Source organism: Halanaerobaculum tunisiense (genome assembly GCF_054657635.1).
Window position 1 is genome coordinate 33668 of sequence record NZ_BAAHYI010000006.1, and the last position, 19710, is coordinate 53377.

Annotated in this window: 21 protein-coding genes; 20 read left to right on the top strand and 1 reads right to left on the bottom strand. The window is 38.0% G+C overall.

The window, feature by feature from the left end; all coding sequences use genetic code 11:
* Positions 1-281 precede the first annotated feature (281 nt).
* From nuoE to ACYQ3D_RS06810, 5 genes are read left to right on the top strand one after another with little or no spacing between them, the layout of a single operon-like run.
* Positions 282-773 carry an NADH-quinone oxidoreductase subunit NuoE gene (gene nuoE / locus ACYQ3D_RS06790; RefSeq protein WP_459837315.1) on the top strand — a complete coding sequence of 164 codons (492 nt, stop codon included), beginning with the start codon at positions 282-284 and terminating at the stop codon, positions 771-773.
* Complete coding sequence (locus ACYQ3D_RS06795; RefSeq protein ID WP_459837316.1) at positions 773-1312, top strand: ATP-binding protein; 540 nt, start codon at positions 773-775, stop codon at positions 1310-1312. Before nuoE ends, ACYQ3D_RS06795 begins: the two co-directional genes overlap by 1 nt.
* A 4-nt stretch (positions 1313-1316) precedes the next feature.
* A complete protein-coding gene (locus ACYQ3D_RS06800; protein WP_459837318.1) occupies positions 1317-1682 on the top strand; it encodes a (2Fe-2S) ferredoxin domain-containing protein in 366 nt (121 codons plus the stop codon).
* A gap of 25 nt (positions 1683-1707) precedes the next feature.
* A complete protein-coding gene (gene nuoF / locus ACYQ3D_RS06805) occupies positions 1708-3510 on the top strand; it encodes an NADH-quinone oxidoreductase subunit NuoF (protein ID WP_459837319.1) in 1803 nt (600 codons plus the stop codon).
* Positions 3511-3533: 23 nt separating this feature from the next.
* Positions 3534-5261, top strand: a complete 1728-nt coding sequence (locus ACYQ3D_RS06810) for an NADH-dependent [FeFe] hydrogenase, group A6 (protein ID WP_459837321.1) — start codon at positions 3534-3536, stop codon at positions 5259-5261.
* Between the two features lie 138 nt (positions 5262-5399).
* On the opposite strand, the gene ACYQ3D_RS06815 is transcribed toward ACYQ3D_RS06810, so the two are convergent.
* Complete coding sequence (locus ACYQ3D_RS06815) at positions 5400-5834, bottom strand: hypothetical protein (protein ID WP_459837322.1); 435 nt, start codon at positions 5832-5834, stop codon at positions 5400-5402.
* A gap of 216 nt (positions 5835-6050) precedes the next feature.
* On the opposite strand from ACYQ3D_RS06815, the gene ACYQ3D_RS06820 reads away from it, so the two are divergent.
* From ACYQ3D_RS06820 to csrA, 15 genes are all read left to right on the top strand, one after another.
* Positions 6051-7688, top strand: a complete 1638-nt coding sequence (locus tag ACYQ3D_RS06820) for an FMN-binding glutamate synthase family protein (RefSeq protein ID WP_459837323.1) — start codon at positions 6051-6053, stop codon at positions 7686-7688.
* 250 nt (positions 7689-7938) lie between these two features.
* Positions 7939-8064 carry a hypothetical protein gene (locus ACYQ3D_RS06825; RefSeq protein WP_459837324.1) on the top strand — a complete coding sequence of 42 codons (126 nt, stop codon included), beginning with the start codon at positions 7939-7941 and terminating at the stop codon, positions 8062-8064.
* A 14-nt stretch (positions 8065-8078) separates the two neighbouring features.
* Positions 8079-9224: a DUF362 domain-containing protein gene (locus tag ACYQ3D_RS06830; protein WP_459837325.1), complete on the top strand. Its 1146-nt coding sequence runs from the start codon at positions 8079-8081 to the stop codon at positions 9222-9224.
* Positions 9225-9332: 108 nt separating this feature from the next.
* Complete coding sequence (gene sigH, locus ACYQ3D_RS06835) at positions 9333-10025, top strand: RNA polymerase sporulation sigma factor SigH (protein WP_459837327.1); 693 nt, start codon at positions 9333-9335, stop codon at positions 10023-10025.
* Positions 10026-10424: 399 nt separating this feature from the next.
* A complete protein-coding gene (locus ACYQ3D_RS06840) occupies positions 10425-12260 on the top strand; it encodes an ATP-dependent helicase ComFA (protein WP_459837328.1) in 1836 nt (611 codons plus the stop codon).
* A gap of 105 nt (positions 12261-12365) precedes the next feature.
* The gene (locus ACYQ3D_RS06845; protein ID WP_459837329.1) at positions 12366-13118 is read left to right on the top strand and encodes a ComFC family protein; all 753 of its coding nucleotides are present in this window, start codon (positions 12366-12368) and stop codon (positions 13116-13118) included.
* A gap of 171 nt (positions 13119-13289) precedes the next feature.
* The gene (locus tag ACYQ3D_RS06850) at positions 13290-13673 is read left to right on the top strand and encodes a flagellar protein (RefSeq protein WP_459837331.1); all 384 of its coding nucleotides are present in this window, start codon (positions 13290-13292) and stop codon (positions 13671-13673) included.
* A gap of 176 nt (positions 13674-13849) precedes the next feature.
* Positions 13850-14134 (top strand): flagellar biosynthesis anti-sigma factor FlgM, encoded by a 285-nt coding sequence (gene flgM / locus ACYQ3D_RS06855; protein ID WP_459837332.1) that lies wholly within the window; start codon positions 13850-13852, stop codon positions 14132-14134.
* A 12-nt stretch (positions 14135-14146) separates the two neighbouring features.
* Positions 14147-14611 (top strand): flagellar protein FlgN, encoded by a 465-nt coding sequence (locus ACYQ3D_RS06860; protein WP_459837334.1) that lies wholly within the window; start codon positions 14147-14149, stop codon positions 14609-14611.
* A gap of 238 nt (positions 14612-14849) precedes the next feature.
* Entirely contained in the window at positions 14850-16583 is a 1734-nt protein-coding gene (flgK, locus tag ACYQ3D_RS06865) for a flagellar hook-associated protein FlgK (RefSeq protein WP_459837335.1), read from the top strand.
* A gap of 19 nt (positions 16584-16602) precedes the next feature.
* Positions 16603-17472 (top strand): flagellar hook-associated protein FlgL, encoded by an 870-nt coding sequence (gene flgL, locus ACYQ3D_RS06870; protein ID WP_459837337.1) that lies wholly within the window; start codon positions 16603-16605, stop codon positions 17470-17472.
* 131 nt (positions 17473-17603) lie between these two features.
* Positions 17604-18158 carry a DUF6470 family protein gene (locus ACYQ3D_RS06875; protein WP_459837339.1) on the top strand — a complete coding sequence of 185 codons (555 nt, stop codon included), beginning with the start codon at positions 17604-17606 and terminating at the stop codon, positions 18156-18158.
* Positions 18159-18259: 101 nt separating this feature from the next.
* The gene (gene fliW, locus ACYQ3D_RS06880; protein ID WP_459837341.1) at positions 18260-18736 is read left to right on the top strand and encodes a flagellar assembly protein FliW; all 477 of its coding nucleotides are present in this window, start codon (positions 18260-18262) and stop codon (positions 18734-18736) included.
* An 86-nt stretch (positions 18737-18822) separates the two neighbouring features.
* Positions 18823-19173 (top strand): four helix bundle protein, encoded by a 351-nt coding sequence (locus ACYQ3D_RS06885; protein ID WP_459837342.1) that lies wholly within the window; start codon positions 18823-18825, stop codon positions 19171-19173.
* A gap of 267 nt (positions 19174-19440) precedes the next feature.
* Positions 19441-19674, top strand: a complete 234-nt coding sequence (csrA, locus tag ACYQ3D_RS06890) for a carbon storage regulator CsrA (RefSeq protein ID WP_459837344.1) — start codon at positions 19441-19443, stop codon at positions 19672-19674.
* The last annotated feature ends 36 nt before the right edge of the window (positions 19675-19710 follow it).

Sequence of the window (19710 nt, forward strand, 5' to 3'; positions counted from 1 at the left end):
ATAAAATAGTGAATCTTCTCACAATAATTTATGTTTTTAGTTATATTCTTGATGGTTATATAAGTTGGAGGTGATAGGAATTATTTATAGGAAAGAATACTAATTATTAATTAGAGGGATGATTAATGTTTCTTTGTTATTAAAATATCAATTTTGACAAAAAAGGGGGGCTTGGTTTATAATCAAATAAGAGTAATGATAAACTTGTTTAAAAAAATGATTAAGTGAAGTTATTCACATTAGTGATAATCATTTTAAATTAATAAGGAGGTATCAGTCTAATGGCCTGCCAATGTGGAAACGAAGAGGAAAATAAAGAACAGTATTTAGAACCGCTAAGAAATATTTTAGCAGAGTATAGTAAGCAGGAGAAGGATTTGATTCCTGTTTTGCAGGATGCTCAAGAAGAATATGGTTACTTACCTAAGGAAGCACTAAGAGAGATTGCTAACCAGTTGGATTTATCCTTTAGTCAAGTCTATGGAGTAGCTACTTTCTATTCTCAGTTCCACTTAGAGCCTAGAGGAGAGAATATAGTGAAAGTTTGTATGGGAACTGCTTGTCACGTCCGAGGTGGCGGAGAAGTGCTAGAAGAAATTAAATCAGAGTTAGGCATTGCCGATGGAGAAACTACTGCTGATCTACAGTTTACTATTGAATCAGTAGCTTGTATTGGAGCTTGTGGTTTAGCACCAGTAATTATGGTTAATGATGATACTCATGGTCGGATGACTCCTGATAAAGTAGCCGGAGTTTTAGAGCAGTATAAATAATGCGGGAGTTATCACTGCATATTTTAGATATTATTCAGAATTCAATCTCGGCTGAGGCTAGTTTGATTAAGTTAGTAATTAGTGAAGATACTAGTCAGGATAGATTAGCTATTGAGATTACTGATAATGGTTGTGGACTAGAAGCAACTACTAATGCTTTAGATCCTTTCTGGACTTCTCGTAATACTCGAGAAGTAGGTTTAGGACTACCTTTATTTCAGGCTGCAGCAGAGAGGTGTGGAGGAGATTTTAACTTAAAATCGACTCCCCAGCAAGGGACTAAAGTTGAGGCTATCTTCCAGTTAAGTCATATAGATAGAGCACCCTTAGGTGATATAGCAGGGACAGTAATAACTTGTATTACTTCTAATCCCGAAGTTGATTTTGTTTATCACCATCAGGTGGATGAAACTAGTTTTGAGTTTGATACCCGAGAGATAAGAGCAGAGCTAGGTTCAGAAGTAGCACTTGATAATCGACAAGTGGTAGCTTGGATGGAAAAGTATTTAACTAATAATTTAAACCAATTGCGGGGGTGACAGGATGGAATCATTAGAGGAATTACAAGAGTTAAGAGAAGAAGCTCAGAAAAATCTACAGGCTAGAAAGACAGAAGATAAACCGAAGGTAATTGTCGGGATGGGTACTTGTGGGATTGCAGCTGGAGCTAGAGAAGTAATGAAGGCTATTGTAGCAGAAGTAAATAAACGAGATTTAGATGTTACTGTAACCCAGACAGGTTGTATTGGGATGTGCGAAAAGGAACCGCTAGTAGATGTTAGGTTACCTGGTAAAGATAGGATTACTTATGGGCCAGTGGAAACAGAGGATGTAGAAAGAATTGTTGTTAATCATCTCGTTAATGGTAATTTAGTAGAAGATTTAGTAGTAGCTAGATTAGAAGACTAATTGATTCTAAAGGAGGTAATAAGTAATGGAAAATTCCCTATATAGATCTCATATTTTAGTTTGTGGCGGAACAGGTTGTGTTTCTTCCGGGTGTAAAGATGTTCAGGAAGCTTTAGCAGAAGAGCTAGCAACTAATGATTTAGCGGATGAGATTAAGATAGTAGAGACAGGTTGTCATGGTTTCTGTGAGAAGGGGCCAATTATGATAGTCTATCCTGAAGGAGTATTTTATTGTGAAGTCCAGCCTGAGGATGTAGAAGAAGTAGTAGAAGAACATCTCTTAAAGGGTAGAACAGTGGAAAGATTATTGTATAAAGAAACATTAACTGAAGAGAATATTCCTTCTTATTATGATATAGATTTTTATGAAAAACAGCAGCGAGTGGTTTTAGAAAACTGTGGTCGGATTGATCCCGAAGATATTACAGAATATATTGCACAAGGTGGCTATGAAGCAGCAGGTAAGGCTTTAACTGAGCTGACTCCCCAAGATGTAGTCGATGAAGTTAAAGATGCCGGCCTACGTGGTCGAGGTGGAGGTGGATTCCCAACAGGTGTTAAGTGGCAGTTTGCTCATGATGAAGAAAGCGATAAAAAGTATATCATCTGTAATGCCGATGAAGGAGATCCAGGGGCATTTATGGATCGAAGTGTGTTAGAGGGGGATCCGCATCGATTAATTGAAGGTATGATCATTGGTGGTTATGCTATGGGTGCTGATGAAGGATATGTTTATGTTCGAGCTGAGTATCCACTAGCAGTTGATAGATTACAGAATGCTATCCAAGAAGCAGAAGAGTATGGCCTATTAGGTGAGAATCTATTTGGCACTGATTTCAACTTTGAGTTACATATCAAAGAAGGTGCTGGTGCTTTTGTTTGTGGAGAAGAAACAGCTTTAATGAATTCTATTGAAGGTAAGCGAGGTATGCCGCGGCCGAGACCACCATTCCCAGCCCAGAAAGGTTTATGGGGCCAACCTTCCAATATTAATAATGTAGAGACTTTTGCTAATGTACCAACTATTATTAACGAAGGTGCTAAAGAATTTACTACAGTTGGTACTGAAGGAAGTAAAGGAACTAAAGTTTTTGCTTTAACAGGTAACATTAATAATACAGGCTTAGCTGAAGTACCAATGGGAATTACAATTGAAGAGATCATCTATGATATTGGGGGCGGAATTACTAATGATAAAGGATTTAAAGCAGTCCAGATTGGGGGACCATCTGGTGGTTGCTTAACCCAAGAACATTTAGACCTATCAATTGATTATGATTCCTTAATTGATGTGGGAGCAATGATGGGCTCTGGTGGATTAGTAGTTATGGATGAAGATACTTGTATGGTGGATGTAGCGCGTTTCTTCTTAGACTTTACCCAGAGTGAATCCTGTGGGAAGTGTACTCCTTGTCGAGAAGGTACTAAACGTATGTTAGAAATTCTAGAAAGAATCACTTCTGGTGAAGGACAGGATGGAGATATTGAGTTACTAGAGGAGTTAGGAGAAAATATCAACCAAACTTCTTTATGTGGCTTAGGTCAGACAGCTCCTAATCCAGTCTTGAGTACTCTACAGTACTTTAGAGATGAGTACGAAGCTCATATTTATGATGAAACTTGTCCAGCAGGAGCTTGTGATGAATTATTATCCGGTTATGTAATAGATGAAGAAGCTTGTATTGGTTGTACAGCCTGTACTAAGATGTGTCCAGTGGATGCAATTGAGGGCGAGGCTAAAGAAGCACATACCATTGATGCTGATGAGTGTATTGCCTGTGGTGCTTGTGCAGAGAAATGCCCTGTTGATGCAATTTCTGAGGTATAATAATTTAAGAAGGAGTGATAATAGTGTCTACTATCACATTAACAATAGATGGCCAGGAAGTAGAGATTGAACAAGGTCAAACTGTCTTAGATGGAGCCCGGAAGTTAGGAATTGAGATTCCTACTTTATGTTATCATGAAGATTTAAGTCTGCATGGTTCTTGTCGAGTTTGTGTAGTGGAGAATGAGGAAACAGGTGATTTATTAGCTTCTTGTGTAGCGCCAGCTCAGGATGGAATGGAGATTACAACTAATAGTGGTGCTGTCAGAAGAGCTCGGAAGATGAATGTAGAATTACTATTAGCTAATCACCCTAATGAGTGTTTGACTTGTGAACGAAGTGGTACTTGTGAACTACAAGATCTAACAGAAGATTTAGGGATTACAGAAGTAAGATTTTCTGGTGAACAGACTGAACATCCAATCGATGAAGCTGGCCCTGCTATTAAAAGAGATCCTAATAAATGTATTTTATGTGGTCGGTGTGTGAGAACTTGTGAAGAAATCCAAGGTGTGTCTGCCCTTGATTTTACAGAACGAGGCTTTGATTCAATAGTTACTACGGCTTATGATCTGCCTCAAGCTGAGATTAATTGTGCCAACTGTGGTCAGTGTGTAACAGCTTGTCCAGTAGGTGCTTTAACTGAGGTTGATGAAGCAGAGGAAGTCTGGCAGGCTCTAGAGGATGAGGATAAACATGTTATAGTTCAGACTGCTCCTACTATTCAGGCTACTTTAGGAGAAGAATTTGGGATGGAGCCAGGTACAGTAGTTACTGGTAAGTTAGCAGCTTCGTTAAGACAATTAGGTTTTGACCAGGTATTCTCTACTGACTTTGCAGCTGATTTAACTATTATGGAAGAAGGACATGAATTATTACGGCGTTTAGATGATGAAAAGGCGGAAATGCCCCAGATTACTTCTTGTTGCCCGGGTTGGGTTAAGTTCTGTGAGCATAATTATCCAGAGTTACTGGATAATTTATCAACAGCTAAGTCGCCAATGTCTATGTTTTCTGCTTTGGCGAAGACTTATTATGCTCAAGAAATGGATGTTGATCCGAAAAAGATTTATACAGTAGGAGTCATGCCTTGTACAGCTAAGAAGTTTGAAAAAGAAAGAGATGAGCTTCAGGATAGTAGTTTCCAGGATACAGATGCAGTATTAACGACTCGGACTTTGGCTCGAATGATCAAAGAAGTAGGAATTAACTTTGTCAACCTTGAAGAAGAAGAATACGATAGAATTATGGGCCAAGCTACAGGAGCCGGAGCTATCTTTGGGACAACTGGTGGTGTAATGGAAGCAGCATTACGAACTGTCTATGAAAAGTTAACTGGTGAAGAATTGCCAGAACTTGATTTAGATGATGTACGTGGTTTAGATGGTGTTAAAGAAGCCCAAGTAGAAATTAATGACCATAATGTAAAGGTAGCAGTAGCTCACGGATTAGGTAATGCGGCTCATGTACTTGAGCAAGTAGAAGCTGGCAAGGTAGATTACGATTTTATTGAAATTATGGCTTGTCCAGCTGGTTGTGTTGGTGGTGGGGGCCAACCATACCCATCAACGCAAGAGATTAAGGCTAAACGAGGAGCAGGTTTATATAATATAGATCAATCTGATAAGATCCGTAAGTCACATGAAAATCCAGAGATCAAAGCTTTATACAATAAGTTTTTAGATGAACCAGCTAGTGAGAAGGCTCATAAGTTATTGCATACTGTTTATCAACAACGGGTAAGAAATTAAATAATTTCAGCTAAGGCAGGTAGATTTTCTACCTGTCTTTTTTCTATTTTTAAAGGATTATATCTTGTTAATTGGATAAAGTGTTGGTGTGAGGAATGAATGTGACTAAAGATTTGTCAGTATAGATAGTTATGTAATTTAAAAATTATAGGATAAGCTAACTCTTGCGCCTGGAACTAAAGAATATAATCCTATAGCTCCACCAGCAGTCCAAAAACTATCATTTTGAGCAGCAAAAACGTAATCAGTGCCAGTTTCTATATAGGGTAATGCTACTAGTATAGTACCCCAGCCCCAATAACTATTAAATTGACCTTCCTTAAGTCCCGCTTCAAAGTAATTCTTTTGACTATAACCTAATCCTAAATTAAATCCTTTATAACCAGTAATTTGTCCTTTTTCATTGTGCTGAGCCCAACCAACATTAGGTAAGCCGATGCCAATCTTCATTCCAGTGTTTTCTCCAACAAAGTTCTTAACATTATCCTTGTCAACATCAGCTGCTCCCACTATTGTGGTCATTAGAAATAATGAGATTACAACACCAAATATAACTAATAGATTCTTTTTCATATAAATTCCTCCTCTGATTAATTACAACTCAATTATAACAATGATGGTATTATAAATCAATTTTTTTATTAATCTGTTAATTTTAACTTTTATAGAATAGATTATAATCTAATTTCTTTCCAGGAATTAATTTGTTTTTGGATAAGTTAATAAGTTGAGTAGCTAGAAAAATAATCTTTTAAATTTTCTTTAAATAAGTAGAGGAGGAGAGAAGATATGAATTGGCAAAAGACAAATGATGCTTTAGGCACTGTTAATCGTGGTGATCCCTGTGAGTCGGGGTTATGTACTCTCTGTCAGTCAGATTGTAAAGGGAAGTGTGAAACTTGGTTATCTTCACTCAAGGGGCGGAAGTTACTTTATCCACGTGACTTTGGGGAGATAACATCTGGTAGTAGTAATCTTGCTCCCCAAGGAGTAGGTTATCATTCGATTCGAATTCAAGGCTATACTCATGGAGCAAAAGGCTTACCTGAAGGTGTCAGCAATAGTGCTGATGATTGTATTTTTCCTAATGTAGATGTCGAGACTGAATTTGGAAATGATATTAAAACTAAATGTAAGATTCCGTTGATGACTGGTGCTTTAGGTTCTACTTTTATTGCTGAAAAGTACTGGGATTCTTTTGCTATTGGTGCTGCTTTAGCTGGTTTTCCAATTGTGATTGGCGAGAATGTAGTAGGGGTCGATAAAAATGCTAAATTAAAGAATGGAAAAGTAGTAGAGGCGCCAGAATTAGATAGTCGGATTGAAACTTATCAGAAATATGCTGGGGAACATGGTGGTATCTTTGTTCAGTTAAATGTAGAAGATACACGCAATGGTGTAGCTGAGTATGTAATAGAGAACTATGGTGATGATGTAATTATTGAACTTAAATGGGGTCAAGGAGCTAAAGACATTGGTGGTGAAATCCAGGTTGAGAGTTTAGAATACGCTCAATTCTTAGCTGATAGAGGTTATGTAGTTGATCCTGATCCCTACAAGGAAGAAAATATCCAGTCCTTTAAAGCAGGAGCTATAGATAGCTTTGCCCGCCACAGTAGATTAGGTGGTACAGATGCTGAAGATCCAGAAGTTTTGCGGGAAGACTTCTTGGAGAAAGTAGACTACTTAAGAAGTTTAGGTTATAAAAGAATTTCCCTCAAGACTGGTGCTTATGGTATGCGCGGTTTAGCAATGGCTCTCAAGTATGGTGCCGAAGCTGGTGTAGATCTGATTACAATTGATGGAGCTGGGGGCGGTACTGGGATGAGCCCGTGGAATATGATGGAGCACTGGGGGATCCCTTCTGTACTGTTGCATGATAAAGCAATTGAGTACGCCGAGATTCTTGACGAAGAAGGTTATGATGTGCCTGACTTATCTTTAGCCGGTGGGTTGGCCCGTGAGGATCATATCTTTAAGGCCCTAGCCTTAGGTTCTCCTTATGTTAAGTTAGTCTGTATGGGCCGGGCCCCAATGATAGCTGGTTTTGTAGGAGCTAATATTGAAGGAGTCTTTGATCCTGACCGAAAAGAAGAACTTAATGGTCATTGGGAGCAGTTACCTGCCACAGTTAAAGAAGTAGGCGAGACTCCCGACAGCATCTTTGCTGGCTGGGAGGATGTAGCTCAGATAGTAGGTGAGGAAGAAATGGAGAATATTCCTTATGGAGCAGTAGCACTGTATACTTTAGCTGATAAGCTAAAGGCTGGTCTCCAACAGTTTATGGCCGGAGCTCGTAAGTTTAATTTAGATGCCTTAGATCGATCTGATCTAATGGCTGCTAATCGAGAAACAGCTGAAGAAATAGATCTGCCGTACTTAACTGAAGCTCTTGATCAAGAAGCTCAAGAGATTTTACGTAAATAGTAAATAAGAGCTAACCTCGCCTTCTCTTGGGCGGGGTTTGTTTTTTTGTGTGTTGTTAGCTATCAGTCATCTGCAGTTAGCTATCTGTTATCAGTCATCTGCTATCAGCAGACGACACACAGCAGAAAGCACACGACAGACAGCAGAAAGCAGACGGCACACGACACACAGCACACACCTTTTCCCCATCTAACCCCTGAAAATCACAAAGGACTTATGGTATAATATACTATGCAGCGGAGGGGTAAATATGGAGCAAAAAAAATTTGGTTCACTAGAGATTGATTTATTGGTAGCTTTAGTAGTAATCTTAGTAGTTACTATTTATACTGTGTTAGGTGGTGACTTAGAGGTATTACTAGCTAAGTTTGTCTAGAGGGGAGTGTTAAATTGAAAGTAAGTTCTGTATCCTGTAGTAAGTATCAACAAGAATTAGTAACTAAGCAAGTTAAAGAAGCCCTCGATTTAATCGGAGGGATAGAAGAGTATGTTACTGCTGGTGATCAAGTCTTAGTAAAACCTAATCTCTTGAGTCCGCATGATCCTGAACTAGGGATAACTACTCATCCATTGGTGGTTCGGGCAGTTATCCACCAAGTTCATAAGGCGGGTGGACAAGTTATAGTCGGGGAAAGTTCCGGGGGGATGATGGTTAATCAATCTTTAACTAAAAAGTCTTTTGTGGAGACAGGTACCCAGCAGGTCTGTCAAGAGTTAGGAGTGGAAGTAGTCAACTTTGATCGGGTGGCTACTGAAGTAGTTACTGCCCCGCAAGGTGAGGAAATTCCGCTACCACAAGTTCTATTAGCAGCTGATGTAGTTATTTCTTTGCCGAAACTAAAGACCCATAGTCTGACTTTATTTACCGGAGCAATTAAGAATCTCTATGGTTGTATTCCGGGAATGAAGAAGGCAGAATATCATAAGTTATATCCTACTCCCCAAGACTTTGCTAGCTTAATAGTCGATTTATACTCCTTGATCCAGCCTGATTTAGCTATTATGGATGGCGTGATTGGGCTAGAAGGCAATGGGCCAGGAACAACAGGAGTTAAGTGTAGGATAGGTAGTATTTTAGCCAGCACTGATTTAGTTGCCTTAGATACACTAGCAGCCTCTTATCTTGGTTACAAATCAGATCAGGTACCGATTACTAGAATTGCCAGTGAACAAAAGTTAGGCACTAATCAGCTAGAGCAGATAGAAGTAGTAGGTGATTTTGCTGCTCCGAATAGAGATTTCAATCTACCTTCTAATGCCTTATTGAGCATCTTGCCCGAGTGGTTAGTTGGTTCGGTCTTTAACTCTTTACTTTCTCGCCCTGAAGTCAACCAGGAGGACTGTGTTGGTTGTCAGTTATGTCTCCAGAGTTGTCCCCAAGAGGTGATTGTAGAAGATGGATCCCAGGTGAAGATTAAGGAAGAAGATTGTATTAAGTGTCTTTGTTGTCAGGAGCTATGTCCTGAGGAAGCAATTACAGTTACTGAACATGCCCTAGTTAAGGCAATCAGAACATTACAAGGAATTTGGAGATAGCTTTGATTGTTTGGGGAAATTATGGTACAATTAAAATTGATTATTATAATGGAGATTCAGATGGCAATTAGATAATCCAAAAAATATATATAAGGTGGGGATATAATAATGACTGGCAATTTTAACCAAACCCCTAGATGTGACAGCAATGGTAATAATTATGAGGAAATGCCAGAGAACGATGTAGTATGGTTGGCCCAAAATGGGGATCGGGAAGCAGAAGAGTATTTGATCGATAATAACATTGATATTGTTTATTCTAAGTCAAAGCTGTTTTATATTAAGGGGCTTGACAATGATGATGTAATTCAGGAAGGACTAGTAGGATTGTATAAGGCAATTAGAGACTATAAGATCAAACGCGAAGCATCATTTAGAGGGTTTGCCCATCTATGTGTTAGTAGACAACTTATATCAGCTATTAAGACTGCTAACCGCCAAAAACATATGCCGTTGAATAATTCTACTTCAATTAATAAGAAGTTGAATTACTCTAAGGATGATGGCGGTAGAGGACGTACTTTATTGGATATTCTACCTGATCAACAGAATGATCCCGAAAAAGATTATGTCAACCGTGAATTGGTTGGGGAAGTAACTGGACAACTTAAGGATGAGTTGACAGAGCTAGAATGGAGTGTCTTTGATCGTTACATCCAAGGTAAGTCTTATAAGGAGATTGCTGTTGAGATAAAAGGTAGCGTCAAGACAGTAGATAATGCCTTACAGCGGGCTAGACAGAAAATAAATGAATTACGAGATAAGTTAAAGTCAGAGGTAGGAAAGTTAACAATTAAATAGTACATAAGTTGGAGTCGCCTGCGAGGGCGGCTCTTTTGTAGTTTACAGTTTACAGTTTACAGTTAGGTTCAAGGACAAGGATAAGGTTAAGGATAAGGTTAAGCTTGAGATTAAGGCTAAGAAAACCATTAATTATAATTTTTTCTATGCAACTATCTATATCTGGAGTTAATACCTTTAGAATTTCTAGATAATTATAGGCTAAATAAACTATTTACCAGTATCTAACTATTACCTCATTCAATTTTACTATATAGTTCGGAAAAGGTTCGATTTTGAATTAGCAGACGACAGATAGCAGACAGCTGACGCCACACAGCAGATAGCTTTTATGTATTTTTTTGACATAATAATAAATAAATGTTATGATAGCAGGTAAACTCAGTAAGGAGGTCAAGTGTGAAACAACCTCTGATTTATCTGTTAGCAGATGATAAAGAATATTTAGTTGGTTTATCAACTAAGCCCCTTATAGAAGCTAAGTTTTATCTGGTTGAGGAAGTTATAGAGGAAAAGACAGTTCAGCTTTATTTTCTAACTGAACGGTTACCCTGGGGCGTAGCTGATTATCTCTATCGCCAGATTAGTGATCAAGCAGAGCGAGCCGGACAAGCTTATCAGCGAGATTTAGGGAGCTTGTTTAATTTTTTTTGGCAAGTGGCTGATTTCCAGTTGGTGCTAGAGGAGAAAGTAAAAAAGCTAAAGCAGATAAGAAAAGATTTAGAGTTAAAGCTAGAGGTGCAGCAGACAGAAATAGCCCCAGCTGAAATCACTACTACTCAGTTGCCCTCTAGAGAACAAGCCCAGACTGTTTACCAGTTACTCCAGGGGCGGAAACTATATTATAGTGAGCTTAGGCAATTATTGAGAGAGAATCAAGTAGCTGTTTCTAAGTTAGCTAGTAGCTTAGTCTATCTTAAAGTAGCAGCTAAACTAGAGGTGGTGCCAAGTGTTAGCTATCAGGCTGGGCAGTTAAGTTGCCAACGGTGTGGTAGTCAAGAGTTAGTGGAGATAGAATGTAACTATTGTTACCAGCAGGATTATTATTGTTCTCAGTGTCTGTTACTAGGTGAGGCTAGAACTTGTCGGCCTCTATATTTAATTCCTAACGAGACAACTAGTTTACAATTTAAGCCTATCCAACCTAATCTAGAGTTTGAATTGACGACTTTACAACAGGATATAGCCCAAGAATTAGTTGATCTGTGGTATCAGCAGTATGATCAAGCCTTTGTCTGGGCTGTTTGTGGTGCTGGTAAGACAGAAGTGACTTTTGATCTCTTGGCTGAAGCATTAAGCCAGGGGCGTCAGGTTTTATTTGCTATTCCACGGAAGGATGTAGTAGTTGAGTTAAAAGAGAGGTTACTGGATTCCTTTCCCCAAGTAAAGATCAAGGCTTTATATGGGGGGACTAATGATCGTTATCAGCAGGCTGATTTAGTGCTAGCTACTACTCATCAATTATTAAGATATCATCAGGCCTTTGATTTAGTGATCTTAGATGAGATAGATGCTTTTCCTTATTCTGGTAGTGCTATGTTACAGCGAGCAGTCAGCCAAGCTATTAAGCCAGAAGGGAAATTAGTCTCTATGACAGCAACTCCGAGTCAAGAGCAGTTAACTAAGATCCAAAGAGATAAGAATAGTAAATTAATCAAATTAGCCGCTCGCTATCATGGACATCCCTTGCCGGAACCAGAATTGATTACAGCAGATCTAGTCTACAATAAGGAAGCTAACCTAGTTGAGTTACCACCGGTGGTGAGAGATAAGTTGAAATTGTCGGTAGAAGGAGAGTTGGCCCAGGTATTTGTCTTTGTGCCTAGTAAACAATTAGTTAAGTTAGTAACAGCTAGTTTAAGAGATTCTTTCCCCGAGATTGCAGGTAATAGCTGGGTCCAGGGTAGTCACTCGGAAGATCCCTTGCGGGAGGAAAAAAGAGAAGACTTCTTAGCTGGGGAGTATCCGATTCTTGTCTCGACTACAATTATGGAGCGGGGAGTAACAGTAGACAAGGCTAATGTGCTAGTCCTCTTTGCGGACTGGGATTTTGTCTTTAGTGAGGCTAGCTTAATCCAGATGGCCGGTCGCTCTGGTCGGTCACTAGAGCATCCTGAAGGTCAAGTCTGGTTCATTGGCCAGGAAATATCAGAGGAGATGGAGTTGGCCCGAGAGATGATCTGTCAGTTGAATCAAGAAGCTAGGGAGAAAGGGTATCTCAAGGATAGTGTATAGTGTACAGTTTACAATTTACAGTTTAAAATCCAAAACATAAGAATGGTCTTGAACTTAACTGTCAATTGTTAATTGTAAACTGTAAATTATTATTGGTTGAAAGGAGTGAGTTTGATTCTTGCTCGATTACTAGCAGGATTAGCTGGTTTATTGTATCCTGAATTTCCTAAGTGTCCCAGCTGTGGCCAAGGATTTCAGCCGGAAGAGATTGATTTATGTACTAGTTGTATCTCGCAGATAGAGTTTATCAAAGAGGAGTTCTGCCCTCAGTGTGGGAAGTTGACTAGGCCCGAAGAAGAGTTATGTCTTGATTGTCAAGAGCAGAAGCGGTTATTTAGCAAGGCCCGAGCGGTAGGAGTCTATGATGCAGGGCTGGAAGAGTATATTAAAGAATTTAAGTATGATAAGTGTCGGGAGTTGGCCCGGCCTTTGGGAGGGCTGTTAGCTATTTATACCAGACGGTTTTATCAGCCTTCTGAAGTGGACCTGATTACATATATTCCCGTTCACCAAGAGAGGCTGAAGGAGCGTGGTTTTAATCAGGCTTACCTGTTGGCCCGGGAGTTAGGGCAGAACTTGGATTTAGCTGTTAATTCACTGTTAGTTAGACAGCAAGATACAGTAAAACAAAGTAAATTATCGCGGCAAGAAAGACTACAGAATGTTAAGGGGAAATTTAGTATTGCTCAACCTTATTTAGTAACAGACAAACAGATATTACTAGTCGATGATATCTTGACTACTGGTGCTACAGTTAATGAAGCTAGTCGAATTTTACTAAAGGCGGAGGCAGATAAGGTACAGGTAATGACTTTAGCAACGGGAAGAAGTAACAAAATTAGAAGGAATCAAGCTTAGTTTGTCGAAATTTTATACCAGCTATCAGCTTCTTCAATTCAAAACTATAAACCTATTTCAACCTCTGAAAACATAGTAATCTTAAAGGATTAGATGCTGAATTTAAAGGTTTTGAATTAGCTGATAGCTGATAGCAGACAGCTGATGACTAATAAAAGAAGGGAGAATAATATGGGCATAAAAAAGTGCAAAAGGTGTAAGCAGATATTTTCACCGGTAGGTGGAGCTAAGATCTGTCCCCAATGTAAGCAAGAAGAAGAAAAGTATAAAACAGTCAAGGATTATTTATGGGATCACCCGGGGGCTAAAATTGATGAAATCAGTGCGGAAATTGGAGTCTCTGAAGAACTAATTACTAAGTTTGTTAAAGAAGGACGCTTTGTGCAACTAGATGGTGTGAATTTAAAGGTATCTTGCGAAAGATGTGGCCAAGAAATCAGTCAAGGCCGTTTCTGTGATGATTGTAGCCGAGAATTACAATCCGGATTTAGTAGTTCATCAAAAAAGAAACAAGGTAAGTCTAATAAAGATCTGATGTTTACTAGAGATGATTAAAAAATAATAATCTGAATCTAAGGGTTTAAGGTAGAATGACTGAGGTTAGAGGTTTTAATCTACTTTAAACCCTATTTATTATTGTTAAACCGATTTAATGAATAACTACTTACCTTCGATAATGGAAATAGAAGTGATGAAATCCGGTAACTTAAAAAAGGGTAGGTGATGGAAAGATGAAGATTAATGGTAGCAGACTATCTAAGATAGCTAAGCACTATAACCAACGGCAAGAAAATAAAAGCAAAGAAACTAATAAAAATAAACAGAAGGATCAAGTGTCATTATCTGACGAAGCTCAGCAGTTACAAAATATTAAGGAACAGATTGATTATAGTCCGCAGATCAGACAGGAGAAAGTGGATCAGATAAAACAACAAGTTAAAGAAGGAACTTATAATGTCAGCGGGGAAGAAGTAGCTAAGGACATCTTAAACCAAGTAGTAGACAAACGTGCCTAGAGGAGGATCTAGATGACAGATAATCTGGCTAAGTTAGCTGATGTATTAGCAGCTGAATATGAATTATACCAGAAGGTATATGATTTGGCTGAGCAAAAGCAAGAGTTAATTATGGACCAGGAAGTAGACAAGTTAGAAGAGATTGTCCAGCAGGAGGAAGAACAACTAGAGACAATCCAAAAGTTAGAGAATACACGCCAGCAATTAGTAGGAGAAAAAGATCTCTCCCAGCTAATAGCAGAGGCTGACCAACCAACTAGTGATAGATTAGAGCAACTACAGGATAACTTATTACAGTTGACGAGAAAACTACAGGATATTAACCAGTTAAATGGAAAATTATTGGATGATGCCTTACAGTTGACCAACATCAGCTTAAATATTTTAGGTGCTAATCAACAAGGTAGTACCTATGGTAAACAAGGAACAGTAAACCAAGAGCAAAGTGGAAGTTCAATGATTAATCATAAAGCATAGACAAGCAATTGAAAATTGATAATTGATAATTGACAGTTAGTAAAGAATAATTAATAAATAACAAATAATAAAGAACGGACAATTTTTAAATTCACTATTGTTTATTATTTGATTTTAATTGTAAATTCTAAATTGTCAATTATCAATTAATGAAAGTTTGATTTTATAACTTATATTTGAACTTAACTGTACACTATAAATTGTAAACTGTAAACTAAAATAGTTTGGGGTGAATAAGATGTCAACCTTTGGTGGGATAGAAATCGGAAAACGGGCTTTGCAAGCTCAAAAGAAGTCATTAGAAGTAACCGGGCATAATATATCTAATGCTAATACAGAAGGCTATAGTCGACAGGAAGTAGTTCAATCAGCTACGCACCCTCGCAATGCAGCAGGGGTGGAAGCTGGACAAATAGGAACTGGGGTCAAGACTAGCCAAATCAAACGGGTTAGAGATAAATTTATTGATGGTCAGATCAGAAAAGAATCTAGTACTCAAGGTAGATGGGAGATGAAGAGTGAAGCACTAAAAGAAATAGAGTTAATCTTTAATGAACCGTCAGATAAAGGATTGCGTAAGTCAATGAGTGATTTCTGGAATTCCATGCAAGAGTTAAATAATAAACCAGCCAGTAAAGCAGTTCGATCTACTGTTAGACAACGGGCTCTAGCAGTAACAGATACTTTCAATCATTTGAATACTCAATTAAATGATTATCAGGCTTCTTTAAATGAGCGGATTAATACTAAAGTAGAAGAAGTCAATTCTTATGCTGACCGGATTGCCGACTTGAATGGGCAAATTGTTAAGGCCGAGAGTACTGGCCAAGATGCCAATGACTTGCGGGATAAGCGGAATAAATTGGTTAGTGATTTATCTAAAGTAACTAATATACAGGTTGAAGAAGACAGTAGAGGAGCACTGAGAGTTGGTATTGGGGGTACTAAACTAGTCTCCAATACACAAGTTACTAAATTAGAGACTAAAAAGGATTCTAATGATATGAACCAGATAAAGTGGGAAACTGGCAATGACGTTAATTTTAAAGATGGTGAAATTAAAGGTTTGTTAGAATCTAGAGATGGAGATATTAATAAATATAGGAAACAATTAGACAATTTGGCCAATAGTTTGATTACTGAATTCAATAAACAACACCAAAAGGGATATGGTTTGAGTGATACTGGAATGAACAAAATGAAGTCAGAAGTTCAATCTAAGCCCACTAATCCGCTAGACGGGAAGGAAGGAACCCTTGATGTAGTAGTCAATGGAACGTCTTCCTCAATTACAATTAGTAGTGGAGATAATCTCAGTGCTATTGCTAGTGAAATAAATGGTGTAGCTAATGTTAATGCTACTACTACAGATAGTAATGCAGATGGAACTAATGATACATTAGAAATTAGTGGAGCTACTAATAGTGATACAATAAATTTAATTAATACAAGTGATACTAGTACTGGAGAAGCAAATGTGATAAAAGAATTAGGGATTCAAGGAACTGGTGCTGGACATAACTTCTTTCAAGGAAGTGGAGCCCAAGATATTGATATAGCTAGTGATATTAAAGGAGATACTGGATTAAATAATATAGCGGCAGCTACTCAAGCAGCTGATAGTAATGGAGATACTGTCAATGATTATGCTGGTGATGGAGCTAATGCTCTAGAGTTAAATGATTTAAGTAGTCAAGAGATAATGAATTCTGGGACTGCTACTTTAGATGACTATTATAATTCTAATATTTCACAGTTAGGTGTTGATACCCAGCGATCTAATCGGATGGTTAGCAACCAAGAAACACTAGTAAAGGAACTAAATCAACAGCAACAGGAAGTAGCAGGAGTTTCCTTGGATGAAGAGATGAGTAAGATGGTTAAGTACCAACACTCTTATACAGCTGCGTCAAAAGTGATCTCGACTATGGACCAGATGTTACAGACATTGGTTAATGGAGTTAAACGATAAGGAAAAGAGGTGATTAAGAATGCGAGTAACTAATGGAATGATGACTAGTAATTTAATGCAGAATCTAAATAATAATCGGGAACGATTGGACAAGTTTAATCGTCAGTTATCAACAGGAAAAAAGTTTAGTCGTCCCTCCCAGGATCCAACTGGTGTAGCCCGGAGTATGGACTTAAATAATACAATAGAAAATAATGAACAATATGTTAAGAATGTTGATCAGGCAATAGCTTGGTCGCAGGCAACTGATTCAGCTTTTAATCAAGCTGGTAAAGTGCTCCAGAGATCTAGAGAATTAGCAGTCCGAGGAGCTAATGATTCTCTTAGTGAATCAGATAGGAAAGCAACTGCAAAAGAGATAGATGAATTAAGAAAAAGTTTAACCGAGATAGCTAATACTAAGCATAATGATCGTTATTTATTTGGGGGAACTAAGACTAAGGTTAAACCTTATGAAGATGCTGATTCTGATTATCAGGGTAATCAAGGGGCCATCAAACGAGAAATCTCTGCTGGGGTAGAGATGCAGATCAATATGAGTGGTCAATTCTTTAAGGGAGCTTTAGATAAACTAAAGGATATCTCCCAGGATTTAAAAAATGGTAATACCGATGAAATATCTAATACTCAACTTGGTAAATTAGATAAATCTATTGATAATTTATTACAAAAGAGAGCAGAAAATGGGGCCCGACAGAAGAGATTAGAGATGACTAAAGGTCGACTAGAAGAAGATCAGATTAAATTTAAGAAGTTACGATCAGAAAATGAAGATGTAGATATTGCTAAAACAATTATGAACTTAAAGACTAGTGAGAATGTGTATAAGGCGGCTTTATCTTCTGGTTCCCGGATTATTCAACCGAGTTTAGCTGATTTTCTGAAATAGTGTGCGTGGTCAGTAGTTAAGAATCAGTAGTCAGAAACCGGGAATTAGGAATCAGGAAATGTAGATTCCAGATAACAGACCCCTGAAAACAGATTCCAGATTCCAGATAACTAATATGGAGGTTGTTAATCTTGCCTTTAAAAATTAACCAACAGTTTGCTAAACTTGGTCTTCAAATTAAAGATCCGCAAGCAAAAGTGAACCAGAAGTCTGGCCAGTTTAAGTTAGAGCAGATTCCAGGTAAACTAAAGATAAATTCTAAACCTGTTCAAGTAGAGATTGATCTGAGTAAGGCCCGAGCCGATTTGAATTATAAAGATCATAAGCTATATAGTAAAGAGATAGCTCAAGAAGGTAACCGAACTGCTCTACAAGGAATTGCTCGTAGAGCTCGAGAAGGAGACCAATTAGCTGCTATTGAAAAAGAAGGCAAGCCTATAGTCCAACAAGCTAAAAAGAGTTTACAGGAAAAAAAACAAAAGATAGGCTTAAAGTGGAAACGAGGCGCTGAGGTTAATGTTAAATCTGGCAATCAAAATATTAAATTTAAACCTCAAGATAGTGATGGGGTTAAACTAGAATCTACGCCAGATCAAGTTAAGGTGGATTTAGATTGGGGAAGAGTGAAGGCTTATCAGCAACAAAAACCTAAGTTAGAGATTAGAGCAGTGGACGTAAAAAGATAATTAGGAATTAGGAATCAGGAACTGGGAATCGGTAACCCATACAGACAACAGATTCCAGACAACTGAATACAGATTCCTGAAAACTAAAAGGAGTTGATAGTATGAAGTTAGAAACAACTCGGTTTGGAGAAATAGATATTGAACAAGAAGAAATAATTAATTTTGCGCAAGGCTTATATGGTTTTAGAGAACAACAGGAATTTATTTTATTAGAAGATGCTGAGACAGATTTCTTTTGGCTACAGTCGGTAGTTAATCCGGACTTAGCTTTTTTAGTTAGTCAGCCCTGGATTTTTTGCCAGGATTATGAGTTTGATCTAGGAGAAAAAACTAAAAAAGAACTAAAATTAGAATCCCCTGAAGATGTACTGGTAATCAATACTATAACTGTTCCTGACGACCCACAACAGATGACAATGAATCTTAAAGCACCATTGGTGATCAATGAACAGGAAAGATTAGGTAAGCAAATCATATTGAATGATACAGATTATCCAATCAAGTATAGGTTGTTTGGTGATGAGGAATCGGGAGTCAGGAATCAGGAGTCTGGAACTAGGAATCGGAAGACAGGATAATAATATATATTAATTGAAATGAAGTATATATTCAATTGTTTAATGGTATAATACCCCAAAATGATTATTAAGGGGTTGAATAACTGATGAAATGTGTTGAAGATCTAGATGTATTTAAAAAATCTCACGATTTAACGATTGATCTGTATGAAGTGACTTCTTCCTTTCCCAAAGAAGAAAAATTTGGTCTTGTTTCACAGATTAGAAGAGCAGTTTCTTCTATTAATTCTAATTTGATGGAAGGTAGTCATAGAAGAACGAATCCAGATTATAAACGTTTTATTGGAATAGCTAGAGGTTCTATCGGTGAATTAAAGTATCAGCTTTTATTAGCAAAGGACTTAGGATATATAACTAATGATAAGTATTTAAGTTTTAAATCCAGAATAGAATCAATAAGTAAAATGTTAACTGGAATGTTGAAGGCTATTGAGTAGGAAGTAGGAAGTAGGAACCAGGAAGTAGGAAGTAGGAACCAGGAATCAGGAACCAGGAACCAGGAACCAGGAACCAGGAACCAGGAACCAGGAACCAGGAACCAGGAACCAGGAACCAGGAACCAGGAACCAGGAACCAGGAACCAGGAACCAGGAACCAGGAACCAGGAACCAGGAACCAGGAACCAGGAACCAGGAACCAGGAACCAGGAAATGCAGATTCCTGACAACCGACTCCCGACAACTAATAGGAGGTTTTACGACGACATGCTAGTATTGACTCGCAAAGAAGACGAAAAAATCATAATCGGCGATGACATAGAAATCACAGTAGTAGAGGCTGGCGGAGGACAAGTTCGCCTAGGGATAGATGCTCCCCAAGATATAGAAATTCATCGGAAGGAAATATATGAACAGATAGAAGAGGAAAACAAACAAGCAGCCTCTGTAGTTAAAGTGGATAGCTTACAAAAATTAATAGAGCAAGCTAGCGAAGAGTAATAAATTGAGAATTGAAAATTGATAATTAATAATTAA

Bases quoted from the DNA above. Each gene is read 5' to 3' on its own strand.
- nuoE (WP_459837315.1), top strand. From the start codon at position 282: ATGGCCTGCCAATGTGGAAACGAAGAGGAAAATAAAGAACAGTATTTA.
- ACYQ3D_RS06795 (WP_459837316.1), top strand. From the start codon at position 773: ATGCGGGAGTTATCACTGCATATTTTAGATATTATTCAGAATTCAATC.
- ACYQ3D_RS06800 (WP_459837318.1), top strand. From the start codon at position 1,317: ATGGAATCATTAGAGGAATTACAAGAGTTAAGAGAAGAAGCTCAGAAA.
- nuoF (WP_459837319.1), top strand. From the start codon at position 1,708: ATGGAAAATTCCCTATATAGATCTCATATTTTAGTTTGTGGCGGAACA.
- ACYQ3D_RS06815 (WP_459837322.1), bottom strand. From the start codon at position 5,834: ATGAAAAAGAATCTATTAGTTATATTTGGTGTTGTAATCTCATTATTT.
- ACYQ3D_RS06820 (WP_459837323.1), top strand. From the start codon at position 6,051: ATGAATTGGCAAAAGACAAATGATGCTTTAGGCACTGTTAATCGTGGT.
- ACYQ3D_RS06825 (WP_459837324.1), top strand. From the start codon at position 7,939: ATGGAGCAAAAAAAATTTGGTTCACTAGAGATTGATTTATTGGTAGCT.
- sigH (WP_459837327.1), top strand. From the start codon at position 9,333: ATGACTGGCAATTTTAACCAAACCCCTAGATGTGACAGCAATGGTAAT.
- ACYQ3D_RS06850 (WP_459837331.1), top strand. From the start codon at position 13,290: ATGGGCATAAAAAAGTGCAAAAGGTGTAAGCAGATATTTTCACCGGTA.
- flgM (WP_459837332.1), top strand. From the start codon at position 13,850: ATGAAGATTAATGGTAGCAGACTATCTAAGATAGCTAAGCACTATAAC.
- ACYQ3D_RS06860 (WP_459837334.1), top strand. From the start codon at position 14,147: ATGACAGATAATCTGGCTAAGTTAGCTGATGTATTAGCAGCTGAATAT.
- flgK (WP_459837335.1), top strand. From the start codon at position 14,850: ATGTCAACCTTTGGTGGGATAGAAATCGGAAAACGGGCTTTGCAAGCT.
- flgL (WP_459837337.1), top strand. From the start codon at position 16,603: ATGCGAGTAACTAATGGAATGATGACTAGTAATTTAATGCAGAATCTA.
- fliW (WP_459837341.1), top strand. From the start codon at position 18,260: ATGAAGTTAGAAACAACTCGGTTTGGAGAAATAGATATTGAACAAGAA.
- ACYQ3D_RS06885 (WP_459837342.1), top strand. From the start codon at position 18,823: ATGAAATGTGTTGAAGATCTAGATGTATTTAAAAAATCTCACGATTTA.
- csrA (WP_459837344.1), top strand. From the start codon at position 19,441: ATGCTAGTATTGACTCGCAAAGAAGACGAAAAAATCATAATCGGCGAT.